This is a genomic window from Persicobacter psychrovividus (genome assembly GCF_036492425.1).
In the GTDB taxonomy this organism is placed as follows: Bacteria; Bacteroidota; Bacteroidia; order Cytophagales; family Cyclobacteriaceae; genus Persicobacter; species Persicobacter psychrovividus.
On record NZ_AP025292.1, the window covers coordinates 1964329 to 1982622 of the forward strand.

Consider the following 18294-nt stretch of genomic DNA (forward strand, 5'->3'; position numbering starts at 1 on the left):
TTATTGATTTAAAAATTATATTTAATCTTTATATTCCAGAATCTGGTGGTGAGTGTATTTGGCACAGCAAATTGCGTTCCATCATTGGTTGATACCCAATTATAAGAAATCACATTATCAATACCAAAAGCATTGAGCACCTCCAAGCCTAACCAAATCGTGTTCGAATCATCTTTTTCTGCGGCTTTTTCGCTGCCCAAATGAAACACTTTATAGAAGCCTAAATCCACTCGGTTATACGGCCTACCTTCTAAAGAGTTACGATTTTCTAAATTGTTTGGCGGACTGAACGGTAAGCCGCTGCCATAGAAGTACCTTACAAAAACCCGCGCAGTAGGAATGTTCGGTAGATGATCCTGAAAAAACATGCCAAATCGAAATCTTTGGTCAGTAGGACGCGCCTGCCACCCTATTTCGGGAATTTTCTCTTCTGTCTGCAAAACGCCCAAACTCACCCAAGATTGTGTTCCAGGAATAAATTCACCACTCAAAAACACATCAGCGCCAGCGGCATATCCCCACGATTGGTTCTCTCCCCAATATCTTAGTCGTACATTATCGATATCATAAGGCACCAGGTCAGTCATATACTTAAACCACACCTCAGACACCAATTTAAAAGGCCTATCCCACATGTCAAAAACATGATCGAAGCCCGCTAAAGTGTGCCATGATTTTTGTGATAATAAATTTCTATTGAGGCTTCCGTCGAGTCTTCGCATTTCCCGGTAAAATGCTGGTTGATCATATTTTCCCGTCGAAAACCGCAATACCCATTCTGGGGCAGCAGGCAGCTGATAAGAGGCCTGCAATCTCGGGTTCCACAGTAATTCACCACTTTGTTGCACATAAATCGAGCGCAGGCCAGTGGTCAGTACCAGGCCTTCTGTCGGCGTCCAGCGGTGCTGGAGGTAAGTCGATAAGGTAAATTTATGAATGACATGATGCTCATCAATTTTATCGTTAATCGCAAGGCTGTCGGCCTGCTGGGTAATCTGATATTCATCCACCCGATCGTCAAAAGCTTGCCCGCTCCATTCCATGCCGAAAGTCAGACTGTTTTTATCGTTCAGCTCCACGGCGTGATGACTCTGCAAATTGGCGACCTCACCAGCCAGGGCATTTCGGGCATAATTGAAATCCGAGCCCGCCCCAACCTGCGTTGCACAACCGTTAATGCTATTGTCACCAGCCACATCACAGAGTCTGTAATAACTTTGCAAATTCACATATTCCCGTTCACGGGTCAAAAAGCCCGAGGCAATAAATTCTGACCGCCATTTACTGTTCCATTGGCGGATTAACCTAAGCCCCGTCTGAAAAGTACTGTAAGTCATTTGCTCCCGTCCATCAAATGCTACCAGGAAGTTAAACATTTGGTCCAGCGTCCCGAAAGAAGTCCGCTTTGTGGTGGGCGCTACCGAGTACTGATTATTCGCATAGCCCATCAGCACCTCTAAATCTGTGTATCGATCCGTGGCATGTGCATCCCCCGAAAGGCGATAATGCCCAAAAGCCTGCACATCAGTAAATCGCGGGCGGTATTCTCCTTGGGTATCGAGCCCACCGAGCAAATAGTCTGTTCTTTTATGTCGAGCACTGACAATCCAGCCTCCACGGTCATTGATCTTCTGCTCAAAGAAAGCGTTGCCTCCCAACAAGCCCAGCTCAACACTTCCTCCCGTTCTTTTGGGCTGACGGTAGGAAATATCCAAAACTGAGGCCATTTTGTCTCCATAGCGCGATTGCCATCCCCCTGCGGAAAAGGTCAGGTCGCCAACCATATCCGCATTCACAAAACTCAACCCCTCTTGTTGCCCCTGACTTGCCAACATCGGACGGTAAATCGGTATATTATTGACATAAACCAGGTTTTCGTCAAAACTCCCTCCACGTACAGAATAAGAAGATGAAAGTTCAGAATTACTCGACACACCTGGCAATAGCGCAATAACCTGATTAAATTCCCCTCCGACTGAAGGCATATTCACGGTTTGCCGTGCATCTATGGTTACTGCTCCTGCCTGCTGCCGCACCTCTTCCCATTTTTGGGCATCGATCCGGACATCCTCCAACTGCTTGGTTTCAAGCTGAAGCGTAAAACTCTGGTTTTTACTCCAATCATCTCGCGCAACGGAGAATGTGGCATCTTTCACATTCAAATAATAAAACTGAAGTTTAATCACCGACAATTCATCGGGCACCTGAATTGAAAATCGGCCCAGGGAGTCGGTTTGTGCAAGGCCTTTAAAGTTCATCGCTTTAATCTGCACCCAGGGAAGGGCTCCCCCCTCCTGATCCATCACTTTCCCTTTGAACATCTCCTGACCGAAAGTCAGTGATGGAAAAGATAAAATCAATAAGAAGGTAAGTACAAAAACAAGCCCATTCGGGCGTTTAAAAAATGGCAATGACATACAGGACGTTCAAATAATCAATAAAAATCAATCCGTAAAAATAGAAAAGGCGATTGTATTCACCACAATCGCCTTCGCTTTATTTTTAATTTTAATACTAAAGTTGACTCAATGATGCTATTGTCTCTTTAGGATCATCAGAACCAAAAACGTAGCTACCTGCTACCAAAGCATCAACTCCTGCTTCAACGAGCTTGGGAGCGGACTCCGCATTCACGCCGCCATCAACCTCGATCAAAGCTTTACTGCCCGATTTTTCAATCAAAGCCTTCAACCGTTTCACTTTATCATAAATTCCAGGAATCAACTTCTGCCCACCAAAACCTGGGTTTACGGACATCAGTAACACAAGATCCAAATCAGCAATCACCTCTGTGAGCACCTCTACTGGCGTATGTGGATTCAAGGCCACACCCGCTTTCGCCCCAGTACTGTGAATTAACTGAATATCCCGATGCAAATGGCGACACGCCTCATAATGCACAGTGATATAATCTGCTCCTGCTTTGCGGAAATCCTCCACATAGCGGCCAGGATTTTCGATCATCAAGTGAACATCCTGTATTACCTTGGCATGCCTGTTAATAGCATGACACACTGGAATACCAAACGAAATATTGGGAACGAACACGCCGTCCATAATATCAATATGCACCCACTCGGCTGCACTTTCATTAACTAACTCTACGTCTTGCTGCAAATTTGCGAAATCAGCAGCCAATAAGGAAGGGGATACGATTGTACTCATATTGTAAAGATAAATAAAAGCTTAAACGATTTCCCAACAAACCGATCGTTGTTTATCCACCAAATCCTTTAAATCCGACTTTCTTTTCCTCGATTCAACTAAATACACCCTTTTTCGCCACTGTTCTGCAGCAGCAGGAGGGCAATTGGGCTGATCAATTGACAAATACTGAAGAGATATTAATATCTCCCAAATATGGACTTAGCAAGTCTGGGTTTTTAAAAGATTTGATATCGGTGAGCAGGTTAGATTCTGGATCGTACCATACTTCAACAAAAAACTGACCTACATAATATAGGTTCACTTTTTGTTTTTCCTCATCACGATAGGCGATCAAGCGACCAAACTCTTTTGTGTATTGGTACTTAACCTTAAAAGACAATTGATTGAAATAATATAATAGCATCATGCCTTTATAATTATAAATATGATGCCAAACGACAAGCAGGCCAACTTGAGGGCTGAAACAAAGTATATTAATGACGAAATGGGATAGTCTCGTCCCGAAAAAAAATTACTTTTCCCATATTGGGAACATTTTATTGGCTCAAAGCCGTTTTGAAGCGGCAAAAATTTGGTATATTCATTAAACTAAAAATAACAGCCCAACATGAGTCAAGCACTAAAAGCGTCTTTTCAGGACGCAATTTCCGCATCACAGCAACTTAAAGAGCGACCATCAAATCAAGATTTATTACAACTTTACGCCCTTTACAAACAGGGCACCGAAGGCGACAATCAGCAAACGCCACCAAGTGGTTTTGATTTTAAAGCAGCAGCCAAACATAAAGCCTGGCAACAACTTGAAGGATTGGCACAGGAAAAAGCCATGGAACAGTATGTTGCTTTGGTTGAAAAACTCAAAGGCTAACCACCTGCAAACAGTTTGATCGGCCGACCCGCGCTGAACTATAACTATATTTATAATATACATAAAATTATTAAAAATACGAATCCTGCAATCCGCTAAATTGCAGGGCATCAGAAAATACGCCGATTGGTTTCGGGGTATTTTTTTTTATTTTTGCGGGAAATCAAATCGTAATAATGTGGCACTATTTTACCAGCCTGAAATTCGATCGGGCGCACATTTCCTGGAGATAGAAGAATCGAAGCACTGTATCAAAGTGTTAAGGATGAAAGTGGGCGACACTTTCCACCTGACCGACGGAAAGGGCTATATGTTCAAGGTGGAGATCACCGATGCGAACCACAAAAAAGTCGCTTTCAAAATTCTTGATCAAAAAGAGCTTACCTTCCTCAATGATTTCCATCTTGAAATTATCGTGGCGCCAACCAAAAACCTGGATCGCCTGGAATGGTTTGTTGAAAAGGCAACGGAAATTGGTTTACATCAGCTGAGTTTTGTGATCTGCAAGCATTCAGAACGAAAAATCCTGAAAACCGACCGACTGATCAAAAAGGCGGTTTCAGCGATGAAACAATCCAAAAAAGCCACTTTACCTTATATTAAGGAAGCGGAATCGTTCAAAAAATGGATGTCGGACCATACCGATGAGCAAGCGGAAAAATTTATTGCCTATGTTGACAAAGGACATGAGTCGCATTTAAAAAACGCCCTGACTGCTGGAAAAAAATACCAGATCCTGATTGGCCCTGAAGGGGATTTTGCACCAGATGAAATTGAATTAGCCTTTAAGCATGGCTTTCAGCCGGTCAGTCTTGGCCCGAGTGTATTGCGCACAGAAACCGCCGCACTGATGGCCACCACGATTGCCAATTTAATCAATCAATAAAAAAAGCGAATGGAAAAGAGCTCTTTCCATTCGCTTTTTGTTTATAGCCCCTCCAGGTGGGACCGATCATCAAAAACCTGAATTTTTGCACCACTCCCCTCTTCCCAGTCAACCACATAAAGGGTCAGGTTGGAATGCGTGAATTTGTCCATATTCGTCAGGCTGTCATTTACAAACCAGCCCAGCAGAATCCGAATCGCCCGCCCATGCATGGCGATCAGCACCTCTTTGGTATCTGCTTCGGAAAGAATCTTTTTCATCGCCTCCTGTTGCCGATCTGCCACTTCCTGCAAAGTCTCGCCACCTTCATAATAAGGCGTTAAATCGCCCGAAGCCCAAGCATTAAGCAAATTTTTATATTTGGCTTTTTGTTCATCAGAAGGTGTTTTCCCTTCGCACACTCCCCAGGAAATTTCATTCAGCCCCGCATGCGCTTCCGTCGGGAAACCCGCAGCGGTAAACTGAGCGACCGTTTCTTTGGTGCGCTTGAGTGCAGAAGTATAAACCTTATCAAAAGGGTGATTCTTATACTTCTGATAAAATGCATCCGCTTGCTTCCTTCCCAAATCATTCAGGGAAGAATCCACACCGCTTCCCTGCACAATTCCCTGCTTATTGAGGTCGGTTTGCCCATGACGAATGATGTAAAGTCTTTTGCTGTTCATAAATTGGCTATTTTCTTTCTGTTATTGCTATACCACGAGGGAGGAAATATTATATTTACCTTTTCACTGCGATTTAGACCACAAAACTAATACGGATGTTTCGAAATAACCTAAACCTTGAAACTTTAAATCAAATGAACCAAGGGACCCTCATGGAAACTTTTGGCATACAATATACTGAAATAGGAGAAGACTTCCTCAGGGGCAGCATGCCCGTAGGGCCAAAAGTGCTACAACCGATGGGTTTATTACATGGGGGTGCGGCGGTGGCTTTTGCAGAATCCCTGGGTTCAATGGCCGCTTATTTATGTGTGGACTTCAACAAGCAACACTGTGTTGGGCTTGACATTAATGCAAATCATATCCGTGGTGTTCGGGAAGGTATGGTTTTTGGGACAGCTAAGGCAATTCATATTGGACGTACCACCCAGGTGTGGGAAATAAAAATTACTGACGAGCAAGAGCGGCTTGTGAGTATCCATCGTCTGACGGTTGCGGTGATTGACAGAAAATAAAACAGAATGCCTTAAACTATTGGTTATTGCTTACATGAATAAAAACCTTTGCAAATCCACAACGGAAGTCAATATTAATATCAGCACCTTCGAAAATGCCATAGCCTGGGCATTGAACGAGGGCTATGGCATTGCCTGTTACCGCCTGCCAGAATCTGCCTGTTTTCAGCTGATGATCGACATCAGTGGCAAGCCTATGCGTTGCCAGGAAGAAATTGAGCAGCTCCCCACGGGGTTTATCTTCAGCCCTTTTGATAATCAGGAGCCCAGAGATGCCTTTTACCTGACTGCCCACCTGATGCTGAAAAGCGGCGAAAACGAAGCTTCTTGTAATGCTGAGGAGTATTATCCGCAGCGTGATGCGCTGAATCAGTACTTACAAAACACCGCAGAAACACCTCCGTTTCGCTATCATCAGCCGACAGAAAACAGCGACCCGGCCATTACGCCGAGAGCGGAATTTATTCGCCTGGTTAATGAAGGCATTGAGCAAATAGAAAATGGGCACTTTTTGAAATTTGTACCCTCACGGACAAAAGCAGTTTCGCTGGCGCAATTTCAGCTGGTGGAAAACCTCAAGCAAATGGCTACCGAGTACCCCAATGCTTTTGTGTCCTTCGTTTCGATTCCTGACGTTGGCAGCTGGATTGGTGCTACGCCCGAAATCCTGATGCATATGGATCAGCAGTCGGTTTTTCATACCGTGGCATTGGCAGGTACACAGCCTTTCCCTGAAGATGGCGACCTGAAGAATGTTGCCTGGCGCCAAAAGGAAATCGAGGAACAGGCACTGGTGAGCAGGTATATTATTAATATCCTGAAAAAACTAAGAATTCGGGAGTTTATTGAAAAGGGACCAAAAACCGTGAAGGCAGGCAACCTTATTCATCTGAAAACCACTTTTGAGATCGACACCAAGACGATCAGCTTCCCCGATCTGGGCAATGTTATGCTGCGCCTCTTGCATCCCACCTCCGCCGTTTGCGGCATGCCTTTGGAGGCGAGTGAGCAATTCTTGAAAGCGGAAGAAAAATACGACCGCGCATTTTTCGCTGGTTACCTTGGGCCTATTAATGCCGAGGGAGAATCTTATGCTTTCGTAAATTTAAGATGTATGCAAATACTGGGTGACCACGCGATTCTATACGCCGGTGCAGGCGTTACGGCAGATTCTTCCCCAGAAAAAGAATGGACAGAAACAGAGCTGAAGTGTAATACGGTTGGCAAAATTATTCAAACACCACGTGAGTCAAACTAATCTTCGGCAACAATTATGTACCGCTGAAAGCACTGAAGAACAAAGTGCTGTTCTAAAAAACACCCAGGCATTTTGTCCAATGCCCTGGGTTCACCTGCATGTTTACACCGATGGAAAGGTAACACCATGCTGTTCAAATTTCCTGCATTACGGGCGGGTGAACGAACAATCGCCAACAGCCATTTTTAATGGGCGCCCCATTCGTGCTTTTCGGCTGCGAATGCTCGAGGATAAAAAAGAAAAGCGTTGCCAGTCCTGCTATCAAATTGAAGCGGCGGGCGGAAAAAGCATTCGTCAGGATACGATTGAAAGATACGCCGGGCAGCTGCCTGAACTCCTTCAAAACACCGATGAAAAAGGCACTTTAAAAGGTGGCACCCCGCTATTTTACGACCTGCGGACTTCAAATCAGTGTAATTTACGTTGCCGAACCTGCTATCATGGCAATAGTTCCAAATGGTTCAAAGAAGCGGAGTTACTGGGCAGAACTGCCGCTCCTCAGGCAAAAATTTCAGCTTTCGAAAAAATTTCCTGCGCCGATTATATTGCAGAAACCCTCCCTGGCGTTGAAGAATTTTATTTTGCCGGAGGCGAACCACTCATGATGGAGGAACACTGGCAAATATTGGATCAGCTGATTGCCATGAAAAAATTCAATACCCTGCTTCGGTACAATACCAACCTTTCGACCCTCCAATACAAAGGGCGCAATATTATCCCCCTATGGCAGCAATTTGATCATTTAGCGCTGGGCATTAGCATCGATGCCTTTGGGGCCGCCGGTGAATATATCCGCAAAGACCTCCGCTGGTCTAAATTCATGGAAAACATCCAAACGATCAAAACACTGCTGCCAAATGCCGTACTTCGTTTCGAACCGACTGTCAGTCTGCTCAATATTTTCCGACTGACCGCTGATCATCAGCAGGCGATCGATCAGGGGTGGATCTCGCCGAACGCCTGGCATTTGAATATTCTCCAACGACCTGACCTGTTCAGTATTCAAACTTTACCTGCCGAGCAGAAGCGTCAGGTAGAAACACAAATCAGGACATTTTTGGATCGATCAGACAGTGTCCTCAATAATAGTACAAAAGAAGCTTACGAGGGCGTCATCGCTTTCATGAAACAGGCAGATCTATCGTCATACCTACCCGCTTTTCAGCAAGAAATAATACAACTCGATCAGCTTAGAAAGGAGTCGTGGGCCGATGAACTACCGGAACTTTCGGTGCTCATGCCAGCCGATTAGCAGACAAAGGAAGTTAAGGGCAAATGCTGAAATGATCACATAGGGACTTCCCTGTGGCCAAAAACTTTGCACATATTTCCCAAATCCACCAACCACTCCGCCGATCACCATTCCAGCTTTCACCCAGTTCGACGAGGCACGAAAACCCGCAATACCGAAAGCAAGCGGCAGCACAAAAGCACCGGCATACACCGACAATCCGAGCAGTAAAGTGCCGATCACAGAGTTAATTTTCCAGGCAATGATAAAGCTCAGCAGGGAAAATATCAGCATCCACCAACGGGTACTTCTGATCCTTGGCTCATGCTTCCCTTTTCTGATTTGCTGAACCACCAGGGCGGCGGTTAGCAAGGTGGTATCCGCAGAGGAAAGCACTGCAGACAGCAAGGCCAAAATCAGCCCCAGGCTAAGCCAAACGGGCAGATGATGCTTGGCCGCAAGCACAAAAGCATCAAAAACATGGGCCGCCTCCGGATAGAGGGCCGCGGCGTGCATTCCCAGATAGGGAATGATAAATGCCAAAGGCAGGATCAGTAATGCCGACGCTAAAACCGACTTCCTGGCGACCTTTTCATTTTCAGCACAGAAAATCCGCGAATAAATATCTGGCCCCACCACAAAAGTACTCGCATAGGTGAGCAGTAATAACAGCAGATCAAGAGGTGAAAAATGAGCATCAAAAGGAAAAGATGCAGAAATATCGGGCAGCGGCGCGGCAGCAGGGCGGTTCCCCCACATAACAGCGGTCATGATTAACATGGACCAGATCAAAAGCCCTTGCCAAATATCTGTTTTTAAGACTGACCATTGCCCACCCAAAGCGGTATAGCCAAAAATAAGCGCCGTCGCCCCTACCTGAGTAGGCAAAACAGGCCAGTTCATCCATACCGAAAGAATTTTGGAAGCTCCAATAATCTGAGCGGCCACAATCCCCAGCCAGGCCAGGGCAATCAAACCGCTGGAAAGGCGCTCGGCACCGCTTCCATAAAAGTCCCCAATCATCTGTGGCAAAGTAAGCTTCCCCATTTGCTTGATCCGTCCTGCAAAAGGGTACAAAACAGCCAAGCCCAGGGCACCACAAAGCAACAACCAAGCTGCCGACCAGCCCTGTCGCTGCGTAAGCTCCATGGTTCCTATAATGGCGGAGCTCCCCAATACCGTGGCCAGCAAACTGCCGGTCACATTAAAAGCCTTTCCGGCTCCTCCTGCCACAAAAAAATCCTTTGGCTCGGTAATTTTCTTTGCTGACCGCCAGGCAACCAACAATAGGAGGACCATGTACGCCCCCAGAACAATCGTTAACATTAATCTCTTTTTCTCTTAAAATATCTGCTCAAAGGCGTAAAATAAAACAAAAATAGTGACATTTAAGGCTAATTTGACTGCTTACAGTGCCAAAGATCATATGGATTCACAATCAAAAGAGTTTTTAATCGCCGAATGCCCCCTGAATGCCGATGATGCGGCAGCAGATAAAGTGTACCTGTCGGCCGTCGCTATTTGGGTGTTTGTCAAAAGCAAAAGTTACTCCTTCCCGCTCAACAGCCTGAAAAGCCTCTCGGTAGAAGTGCGAAAAAAAATGGGCTGGGTGTTTGTCGGAAGCATCCTTATTCCTCTGACCACCGTGGCCTACATGACCCACAATCTTGGCGGTGGCATTACCGCCCTGATGATTATGACCGCAGGAATTCTGGTCTTCTATTATGGATGGGTGGGACAGCCGATGCTCATCATCAATGGGGAAAATTATGAGCGCAGGTTCCCCCTCAGCACGCCACATCATGCACTCAAAAAGTTCATCCCCTGGACCAACAGGCATGTCGAGCCGTTGAAGAAAAAAACCGTCTTCCTCGAATACCCCATTCAATTTTGGGCACAGGCACAGCAAGAACAGGCCATTATGCTGCCGCCACAGTCCCCCCTGCACTTTCGGCCACCACACCCCTCTGCGCCTGAAAGCATCCTGCTGAAGCTCAATTACACTGGATTTGACGAACAAATCACCTTTATTATTGATGACAATAACCAGCAATTACAGCTTTTTGGGCAAGGTGTGTTCCCCTTAACACATTGCCAAACCATCAATAAAACAGGCTTTTAATCACGCCCGAAGAAGATAAAATCAAAATTGAATACACTTTTCACTCAAATAAAGAAAAATTAAGTAATTTTGTAACTTGATTGAATTGTGGGTTACGACCAATTGTAGTCGGTATCCATCTAAGTTTTTGAATGAATCAACAGCTTGTCTGTTTGTAAATATTACCCTTGAAGTCAATGGCAAATAGCCAAATAAAATCTGATTACCAACCGATTGAGGAGGATTTATCTCGGTGGCCAGTTGTAAAATTGGCCCGAAATCGAAAGGAGTTTGTACAGTCGGTAGCTGAAGAAAGTATCGAACGACTTCTTAAAAAGAGTAAATCAAGTGCCGCAATTATTGAGGAGTTGGAAACGACCGTCTTTAAAGAAAGGCTACGTGTAAAGCAAAACCCCTGGGATGTTGACCCTGAGGACGACCGCCGATTTTGGAATAGCCTGCGTTCTGAGTTGGCAAAGATCTCCACAAAACCAATTGCCGAAGAAGAAAAAATCGGCCAATTGCGTATCATGGTACGCAAAATTGTCGAGCGGTATGCGGAAGAAATCGCCGGGAACTTCAAAACTTCCCATTACCGCCTGGCACGTACCGTCATTACCTTCGGACTTACCCGCCTGCTTAATGCGGCAAAACTGCACAAATTCAGCGGCATTTTCCGAAACGATTACTCTCTTGGCGACAAGATCAAAATAAAAGGCAACAGCGAAAAAATCCGTGAACTTGCTAAAAATGGAACAATCATCCTCGTTCCTACCCACTTCTCGAATCTGGATTCCGTACTGCTCGGCTATGTGATCAACAGGTTGGGCCTGCCTCCTTTTATCTATGGCGCAGGACTGAACTTGTTCAACATCAAGATTTTCGCCTATTTCATGGACAGTCTTGGTGCCTATAAGGTTGATCGCCGCAAGAAGAATCATATGTATTTGGAAACGCTGAAGACCTATTCGTCGCAGGCGATCCGATACGGGGCACACAGCCTCTTTTTCCCAGGAGGAACCCGCTCGCGGTCGGGAAAAATGGAAGACAAACTCAAGCTTGGCTTGCTCAGCACCGCTTTGGAAGCCCAACGGGTAAACTTCACCGAGGAAGGCGACAACAAAGATCGCAAGGTCTTTATTGTGCCGTTGGTTATCAACTACAATTTTGTGCTTGAAGCCCCCGAACTGATTGACCAGTATTTGAAAATGAAAGGTCAGGAACGTTATTATGTGGAGAACGATCAGTATTCAAACTCTTATAAGATTCTGAAATTCTTGATCAAATTTTTCACCAAAGGCTCCAGCATTTCTGTTTCTTTGGGCGACCCGATGGATGTTGTCGGCAACCAGGTAGATGATCAGGGCATAAGCCTCGACGCTAAAGGAAACAAGGTGGATATCCGCGACTACTTCCTGAAAGATGGCGCCATCAATATTGATGCGCAGCGTGAGCACCAATACACAAAAATGCTCGGCAAAAAGATCTCGGAAGCCTACTATAAAAATAACTGTGCAATGGGCAGCAACCTTTGTGCTTTTATTGCTTATCAGATACTGAAAAAACGCCACCCAAGGGTTGACTTCTTCAATCTGTTGCGTTTGCCTGTGGAAGAACTGATCCTTGATTATGATCACTTCAAGGAGAATTTTATCCGTCTTCGCTCAGAAATTATTGCCATGCGCGACCGTGGAGAGATCAGTATTGCCAATCATTTGGAGAACAAGGATTTCGATATTGAAAAAATGATTCAGTCGGGCATAAACAATGTGGGTATGTACCATACAAAACGACCGCTGATCATGGCTAAAGATGGTAAAACCATCACGACCGAAGACATGAACTTACTTTTCTACTATCATAACCGACTTGACGGTTATGGCTTGGAGAAATTAGTCAAAGCGTAATTCTACTGATTAGCGAAACAATTATGAGCAAAACGAATAACAGCAAGCCCGTTGGCGTAATAGGATCTGGTAGTTTCGGTCTCGCAGTAGCCAATTTACTGGCGGAGAATTCCGATGTACTGGTTTTCACCCGTAAAGAAAAAGTGGCGAACACCATTAATCAGGACCGATTTTACAACAACCAAACAATTTCAGACCGCATCACGGCGATCAACAGCTATGAGCAGATTGCCAATACCTGCGACATTATCTTCCCGGTGGTCCCTTCCGTCAATTTCCGGGAGATGATGCGAAACCTTTCACCCTTTCTGCGCCCATATCACATCCTGATTCATGGCACCAAAGGGCTTGATTTGCCAACGCATATTCTTGAAGATACCGAAGCCAAACAGGCGGTAACCCGCGCCAATGTTAAAACAATGAGCGAGGTGATTCAGGAAGAGTCTGTAGTCGTTAGAACAGGTTGCCTTGCGGGCCCCAACCTGGCCAAAGAGCTCTCAGAAAAATACCCTGCCGCTACTGTGGTGGCCAGCTATTTCGATGAGGTCATTCAGGAAGGACAAAGGTTGTTGCGTTCCGAACGGTTTCAGGTTTTTGGTTCCAAAGAATTAATTGGTATTGAGCTTGCGGGTATTCTGAAAAATATCCTGGCGATTGCTTCAGGTGCCATATCTGGTTTAGGCTTTGGCGAAAATGCCCGAGGCCTGCTCATCAGCCGTGGGTTGGTGGAGTTTATCTATTTGGGGAAAATGCTCGGAGGTAATACCGAGGCCTTTTTGGGCGTGGCCGGTGTAGGCGATTTAGTAACGACCTGTACGAGTAAGCTGAGCCGTAACTACACGGTAGGTTATCGTTTATCAAAAGGCGAAAGCCTGAAAGAAATTATGGAGACCATGGACGAGGTCGCTGAAGGAGTAAAAACCGTCCGGATTGTAAAAAAACTTTGTGAACACTACGGTGTTCGTGCCCCAATTACGGAAAGTATCTATCGTGTACTTTATGAAGATGAGACCGTTGAGCTCGCCCTTCGAAAACTGATGAAAATCCCTTTTCATAACGATATTGACTTCCTCTAATTCATCTAACAAAAAAAGCCAAACAACCCACGTTTGGCTTTTTTTAAACCTTTCCGCTTATTTTTTTCGTTTGGCATTGAAATAAATAAGTGCTACTTGATCATTAATTCCTCTAATTTTATATCTTGATTTAAGCATTTTTTAAGTGCCACTAACAATCACCTACAAGAAAACGTTATTGTTGTTGGACAAAATTAAGATATTTATTGGATCACCTTTACCAAAAATCACCACTCCGCACCCTGTTGCTAACAAGTATTTTGTTGGCATTTTTCAGTGTGCTTCCGGGGATCCAAAACCTTGCACTTGCCCAATCTGGGATGGGGCATCATACCTATCCTCCTACTGATCAATTTTCCATCGCTCCAGACAGCACCTCAAAGCAGTATTATCATATCCCAAAATCCGAAGTTATGAAACCCGAAGAGGTTAACCGTAACTTTTACCTCAAGCTCAAAAACAACTGGAGCAAATCCTGGATTGGAAAAGGGATCATGGATGCTTTCATCACCATTCCTGCGGCAAAAAAAATTGTATCAGATAAGCAATCCACCGAGCGATTTAGTGAATACGAAGGAAAAACCATTTCCAAAATCACCATCAAAAAGGTGGGCGTATTTATGGAGGATGTGGATGACACCACCAAAATCGCTACCGATAAATGGATAAAAACCTATAATAAATCGCACATCAATACGGTAAACTGGAATATCAAAACCAACCTAATTGTTCAGGAGGGAGACCAGGTGGACAAAGAAGTTATTGCTGATAATGAACGGATTCTGCGGAGTTTATCTTATATCCGTGATGCACGATTCATGATGAAACCCGACCCTATGGACAGTACGCAAGTACATCTGGTCGTCGTTACGCAGGATATTATGCCACTGGAAGTCGGGCTGAACCCACAGGGCTTCGACCGTGGGAATTTCACATTGGGGCACCGTAATATGCTTGGTACGGGAATCAGGCTACGGAACACCGTTTATCTTGAACAGGAATTTCGGGAGGCCACCAGCGATACCGAGGCCATTCAGCGAGGCCACTGGGGGTACAGTGCAGCTATGGCGATACAGAACATTCGTCGATCATTTATTGACGTGAACCTTGATTTCAGAAAAACTTTCACCCAGGACCGCCTGGCTTTCAATGCCTATCGGGGCTATGTTACACCCGAAAACAATTATGCCGGTGGAACAAGCCTTGAGTATCAAAGGCATAATGCCAATATTTATGTCAAATCGAAAGAAGCCTTTGAAAATATTGATTATAATTTTGTAAGCCATGATTATTGGGTCTCCAAAGCTTTTCGGTTTCCCTGCCGGAACCCCACGGATAGAAAACGACTCATTGCAGGTGCCCGTTATGCACAAATTCAGTATTTCATGCGCCCTGAAGTTAATGACACCCTGAATTTCGGCTTCCATAATCAGGATGCTATCTTCTTCAATTTTGGTTATTCCAACCGAAATTATTATACCGATAAATTCCTTTATGAATTTGGTCGAAATGAGGATATTCCCTTCGGGATGAGCATTGAGGTGATTGGCGGAAAAGAATTTGGCGAGTTTAATCACCGGCATTATTTGGGCTTCAAATATGCCCATGGTCGCCCGTTTAAAAAACTGGGCTACCTACGCTGGAATTTTGAACTCGGTCAATACTTCGGCCCTCAGTATTATAATGAAGGGGTATTAAGAATGGGGACTCAGTTCTTCTCCAAGCTGATCAATAAAGACGGGCTGAGAATGCGACAGTTCCTGACAGTAGAATATGTTTCGGGCCTTAACCGTCGTCCGGATGATCAGCTGATCCTTAATGATGAAGAACTCAGAGGCTTTAGAACCAACACTGTCGGCGAACAGGAGCAATTTATCATTAAGCTTGAAACGATCAAATACACCAATTTCCAGCCTTTCGGGTTCCGGATGGCCTTTTATGCCTTTGCAGATATGGCGGTGATTTCGCAACAGAACTCACAACCATTCAAAGGGGATTTTTACGGCGCTTTTGGTGCGGGAATCAGGATGAGGAATGACCATTTCACCTTTAAAACCCTGCAAATAAGATTGGTCTATTACCCTAAAACTCCTGCCGGATTGCCGAACTTCAATCTACATATGGACAACCGAATCTCCGAACCCTTCCGAGATTACCGTGTAGAAAAACCATCCATCGTTCGTTTTAATGAGCGATTTATCCAGTAACAAAAAAGGAGTGTAACCATTCGTTACACTCCTTTTTTTGTATGCTTTTATTTGCCGAAATCTATTGGTACATCGTCAAATCAACCAGTCTGATGTCCACCCTTCGGGCTTTTTCTTTACTCACCTGCTCATCTTTAACGGCTCCGTAGCCTTTGGCCTTAATTCGTCGGCGCACAAGCCCACGATGGTTAAAATAATTCAGCACCTCGATCGCTCGTTCATTGGACAGCTTTTCATTGAGGGCCTGATCACCGTCTTGTGAGGCATGGCCCGCAATTTCAATCCCGAGGTCTTTATGCTTATTCAGTTGCTCCAAAAGCAACTTCAGTTCAGCAATATATTTTTGATCCATTTTTGAGGAGTTTGGCGCGAAGAACACCTGAAATTTCTTACTCAAAAGTTGTTTATCAAACCTTGACTCCAATACTTTTGGCGCTTGTTTATTTGCACGGTATTTCGCCGCCTCCTCTGTTACAGAGAGCGTAGGCAAAGTAAAAATCTCTTGCCCATCGACCACTTTCTTTTCCAGGTGATCCAAATCTGATTCGTCATAATAGTAAATGCGCTTGGCAACATCCATTTGCTCATCCTCAGCTTCAAAATTCACCAGATCAATCGGCTTCACCTTAAAGGCCAAATCAAGGAGATAATCCATGGCCACGCTGTCTTCAGAAGCCACGATCATATCCATCATATCATACATATCAAGGCTGTCGTTCTGTACCAGTTGGGATTCTTTGAACAACTTCGAGTTTATGACTGATTTGGTCTTTTGCTCCACATCGTAAAATTTATTCTTCACACTGACTTCCTGCCCTACTGTTACCCCAAATTGCTTGATGGCCTTCAGTTGAATCATTTGGTAAAGTTCATAAAAATACGTCTGGTTAGGGATATTGACATTAATTGTGTAAGGCATAAAATCCTCAGACTCAATGATCATATCATAATTCTGTCCGGGAGGCAAAATAATCAAAAAGTTCCCGGTGTTTGGGTTGGGATCATAAACAAAATCCACCGACTCTTTCGTCTTTTTATTGACCATTTTGATCGATGTTTTAATCGGGTTACCATCCTGATCAACAATTTTTCCTTTCATCATCGTCAGTGGAATATTGGCTTCCTGCTCTGGCATATTGAAATAATAAATATCCTGAAGCCCCTTTCCTCCTTTGCGGTTGGAAGAGAAATAGCCTTTTGAGCCATCGGCAATTAAAGTAAAATAGCTGTCGTCGGCAGGTGTGTTGATCGGATAACCCATATTTTCCGGACGGGTCCATTCTGTTCCTCGAAGTACTGATCTGAAGATATCATTTCCTCCCATGGTCTCATGTCCATTGGAAGTAAAAAACAGGGTGATATTATCAGGGTGAATAAATGGCGCATCCTCATCAGCGGCACTATTAATTTTCGGTCCGAGATTTTTAGGGCGTCCCCACTTTCCATTAGTATCCTTATCCACACGCCAGATGTCCATCCCGCCGTAGCCACCTGGGCGATTACTTGCAAAATACATCGATTTGCCATCAGAAGTTACCGACAGGGTGGTTTCGTGAAAGGTAGGGGTATTAACTACCGAAAGCGATTTTGGCTTGGTCCAGCCGTCATTCGTTCGCATCACTTCATAAATATCCCCTGTATTCGATGACCCTCCCATATAAATCAGCATCTGTTCGCCATCCGGAGAGATACCCGCAGTACCAACATTAAACCGGGCATTGGTTTCGATCTTCACTGCTTCGGGCGCTTTCCAATTGCCTAAACCATCCTTGGTGGTCATCATGATGCTCTCCACCATCGTGCGTTTTTTAGCATCCGGGTGCAGCACGGTATAAGCCATAATAGATTCGTCAGCAGAAACAACAGGATTGTATTCCGTAAATTCACTATTCACCTCGAAACCAAAATCATGCACCTCAATTTTCCGTGCCTTACCGATAAATTTCTTTGCGTTTTTCAGCGCTTTTTCGAAAGCCTTCGCTTCTTCTCTCACCTTAGGATCCCGCACATCCATGCGCTTTTTATAAGCACTGAAGGCTGTTTGTGCTTCCGCAATTTGTTCGTTAAGATGATAGAGTTTAGCCAAATCAAGATAAGCCCAACGGGGGAACTGATCGGCGTTTAGCGTCAGTGCTTTTGACAATGCCGGAATTCCTTTGATCCGCTCATTGACGTTATCCGACGAAGCATAACTCATTCCAAGTCCATAAAAAGTTTTAGGGTTTTGCGCCCCCTTTTCAATGGCTTGCTCAAAGAAATTGATGGCCTCGGTATATTGACGTGTACGATAGAGCTTTTCCGCTTTGGACTCCAAAGAGCTCACTGATTGTGCATGAACATTCAGCGACATTGCTATCCATGCCAATAGCAATACCAAAAAACATTTAGGTTGATGCATATTGAGTATCTCTT

15 protein-coding genes are annotated in these 18294 nt (G+C 44.7%); 9 read left to right on the forward strand and 6 right to left on the reverse strand.

Annotation, left to right across the window (positions count from 1 at the left end; all coding sequences use genetic code 11):
• Window positions 1-8 precede the first annotated feature (8 nt).
• From AABK40_RS08430 to AABK40_RS08440, 3 genes are all read right to left on the reverse strand, one after another.
• Window positions 9-2417, reverse strand: coding sequence for a TonB-dependent receptor plug domain-containing protein (locus AABK40_RS08430; RefSeq protein ID WP_338396753.1), 2409 nt, complete (start codon window positions 2415-2417; stop codon window positions 9-11).
• Between the two features lie 97 nt (window positions 2418-2514).
• Complete coding sequence (gene rpe, locus AABK40_RS08435) at window positions 2515-3165, reverse strand: ribulose-phosphate 3-epimerase (protein WP_332919103.1); 651 nt, start codon at window positions 3163-3165, stop codon at window positions 2515-2517.
• Window positions 3166-3319: 154 nt separating this feature from the next.
• Window positions 3320-3574 (reverse strand): hypothetical protein, encoded by a 255-nt coding sequence (locus AABK40_RS08440; RefSeq protein WP_332919102.1) that lies wholly within the window; start codon window positions 3572-3574, stop codon window positions 3320-3322.
• A gap of 201 nt (window positions 3575-3775) precedes the next feature.
• Between AABK40_RS08440 and AABK40_RS08445 the strand changes: the two genes are divergently transcribed.
• Window positions 3776-4036, forward strand: coding sequence for an acyl-CoA-binding protein (locus AABK40_RS08445; RefSeq protein ID WP_332919101.1), 261 nt, complete (start codon window positions 3776-3778; stop codon window positions 4034-4036).
• 178 nt (window positions 4037-4214) lie between these two features.
• Window positions 4215-4922, forward strand: coding sequence for a 16S rRNA (uracil(1498)-N(3))-methyltransferase (locus AABK40_RS08450; RefSeq protein ID WP_338396754.1), 708 nt, complete (start codon window positions 4215-4217; stop codon window positions 4920-4922).
• Window positions 4923-4963: 41 nt separating this feature from the next.
• Here the strand turns inward: AABK40_RS08450 and AABK40_RS08455 are convergent, their stop codons facing one another.
• A complete protein-coding gene (locus tag AABK40_RS08455; RefSeq protein WP_338396755.1) occupies window positions 4964-5587 on the reverse strand; it encodes a histidine phosphatase family protein in 624 nt (207 codons plus the stop codon).
• A 134-nt stretch (window positions 5588-5721) separates the two neighbouring features.
• Between AABK40_RS08455 and AABK40_RS08460 the strand changes: the two genes are divergently transcribed.
• The 3 genes from AABK40_RS08460 to AABK40_RS08470 are packed head-to-tail and all read left to right on the forward strand — an operon-like array spanning window position 5722 to window position 8612.
• The gene (locus tag AABK40_RS08460) at window positions 5722-6102 is read left to right on the forward strand and encodes a hotdog fold thioesterase (RefSeq protein WP_332919098.1); all 381 of its coding nucleotides are present in this window, start codon (window positions 5722-5724) and stop codon (window positions 6100-6102) included.
• 34 nt (window positions 6103-6136) lie between these two features.
• Window positions 6137-7360 (forward strand): chorismate-binding protein, encoded by a 1224-nt coding sequence (locus AABK40_RS08465; protein WP_338396756.1) that lies wholly within the window; start codon window positions 6137-6139, stop codon window positions 7358-7360.
• The gene (locus AABK40_RS08470) at window positions 7347-8612 is read left to right on the forward strand and encodes a twitch domain-containing radical SAM protein (protein WP_338396757.1); all 1266 of its coding nucleotides are present in this window, start codon (window positions 7347-7349) and stop codon (window positions 8610-8612) included. Before AABK40_RS08465 ends, AABK40_RS08470 begins: the two co-directional genes overlap by 14 nt.
• On the opposite strand, the gene AABK40_RS08475 is transcribed toward AABK40_RS08470, so the two are convergent.
• Window positions 8577-9917 (reverse strand): sodium:solute symporter family protein, encoded by a 1341-nt coding sequence (locus AABK40_RS08475; RefSeq protein ID WP_338396758.1) that lies wholly within the window; start codon window positions 9915-9917, stop codon window positions 8577-8579. The two genes, AABK40_RS08470 and AABK40_RS08475, sit on opposite strands and share 36 nt — an antisense overlap.
• A gap of 100 nt (window positions 9918-10017) precedes the next feature.
• Here AABK40_RS08475 and AABK40_RS08480 point away from each other — a divergent pair, with 100 nt between their 5' ends.
• From AABK40_RS08480 to AABK40_RS08495, 4 genes are all read left to right on the forward strand, one after another.
• Window positions 10018-10713, forward strand: coding sequence for a hypothetical protein (locus AABK40_RS08480; protein ID WP_338396759.1), 696 nt, complete (start codon window positions 10018-10020; stop codon window positions 10711-10713).
• Window positions 10714-10889: 176 nt separating this feature from the next.
• Window positions 10890-12599, forward strand: a complete 1710-nt coding sequence (locus tag AABK40_RS08485; RefSeq protein ID WP_332919093.1) for a 1-acyl-sn-glycerol-3-phosphate acyltransferase — start codon at window positions 10890-10892, stop codon at window positions 12597-12599.
• 23 nt (window positions 12600-12622) lie between these two features.
• A complete protein-coding gene (locus AABK40_RS08490) occupies window positions 12623-13675 on the forward strand; it encodes an NAD(P)H-dependent glycerol-3-phosphate dehydrogenase (RefSeq protein ID WP_332919092.1) in 1053 nt (350 codons plus the stop codon).
• Window positions 13676-13938: 263 nt separating this feature from the next.
• Entirely contained in the window at window positions 13939-15882 is a 1944-nt protein-coding gene (locus AABK40_RS08495) for a BamA/TamA family outer membrane protein (protein ID WP_338396760.1), read from the forward strand.
• Between the two features lie 61 nt (window positions 15883-15943).
• On the opposite strand, the gene AABK40_RS08500 is transcribed toward AABK40_RS08495, so the two are convergent.
• A complete protein-coding gene (locus AABK40_RS08500; protein WP_332919090.1) occupies window positions 15944-18280 on the reverse strand; it encodes an OmpA family protein in 2337 nt (778 codons plus the stop codon).
• Between the last annotated feature and the right edge of the window lie 14 nt (window positions 18281-18294).

What these genes read in the sequence shown, in the direction of transcription:
- AABK40_RS08445 (WP_332919101.1), top strand. Translation starts at nt 3,776, where the DNA reads ATGAGTCAAGCACTAAAAGCGTCTTTTCAGGACGCAATTTCCGCATCA.
- rpe (WP_332919103.1), bottom strand. Translation starts at nt 3,165, where the DNA reads ATGAGTACAATCGTATCCCCTTCCTTATTGGCTGCTGATTTCGCAAAT.
- AABK40_RS08465 (WP_338396756.1), top strand. Translation starts at nt 6,137, where the DNA reads ATGAATAAAAACCTTTGCAAATCCACAACGGAAGTCAATATTAATATC.
- AABK40_RS08455 (WP_338396755.1), bottom strand. Translation starts at nt 5,587, where the DNA reads ATGAACAGCAAAAGACTTTACATCATTCGTCATGGGCAAACCGACCTC.
- AABK40_RS08500 (WP_332919090.1), bottom strand. Translation starts at nt 18,280, where the DNA reads ATGCATCAACCTAAATGTTTTTTGGTATTGCTATTGGCATGGATAGCA.
- AABK40_RS08490 (WP_332919092.1), top strand. Translation starts at nt 12,623, where the DNA reads ATGAGCAAAACGAATAACAGCAAGCCCGTTGGCGTAATAGGATCTGGT.
- AABK40_RS08430 (WP_338396753.1), bottom strand. Translation starts at nt 2,417, where the DNA reads ATGTCATTGCCATTTTTTAAACGCCCGAATGGGCTTGTTTTTGTACTT.
- AABK40_RS08475 (WP_338396758.1), bottom strand. Translation starts at nt 9,917, where the DNA reads ATGTTAACGATTGTTCTGGGGGCGTACATGGTCCTCCTATTGTTGGTT.
- AABK40_RS08460 (WP_332919098.1), top strand. Translation starts at nt 5,722, where the DNA reads ATGAACCAAGGGACCCTCATGGAAACTTTTGGCATACAATATACTGAA.
- AABK40_RS08480 (WP_338396759.1), top strand. Translation starts at nt 10,018, where the DNA reads ATGGATTCACAATCAAAAGAGTTTTTAATCGCCGAATGCCCCCTGAAT.
- AABK40_RS08485 (WP_332919093.1), top strand. Translation starts at nt 10,890, where the DNA reads ATGGCAAATAGCCAAATAAAATCTGATTACCAACCGATTGAGGAGGAT.
- AABK40_RS08440 (WP_332919102.1), bottom strand. Translation starts at nt 3,574, where the DNA reads ATGATGCTATTATATTATTTCAATCAATTGTCTTTTAAGGTTAAGTAC.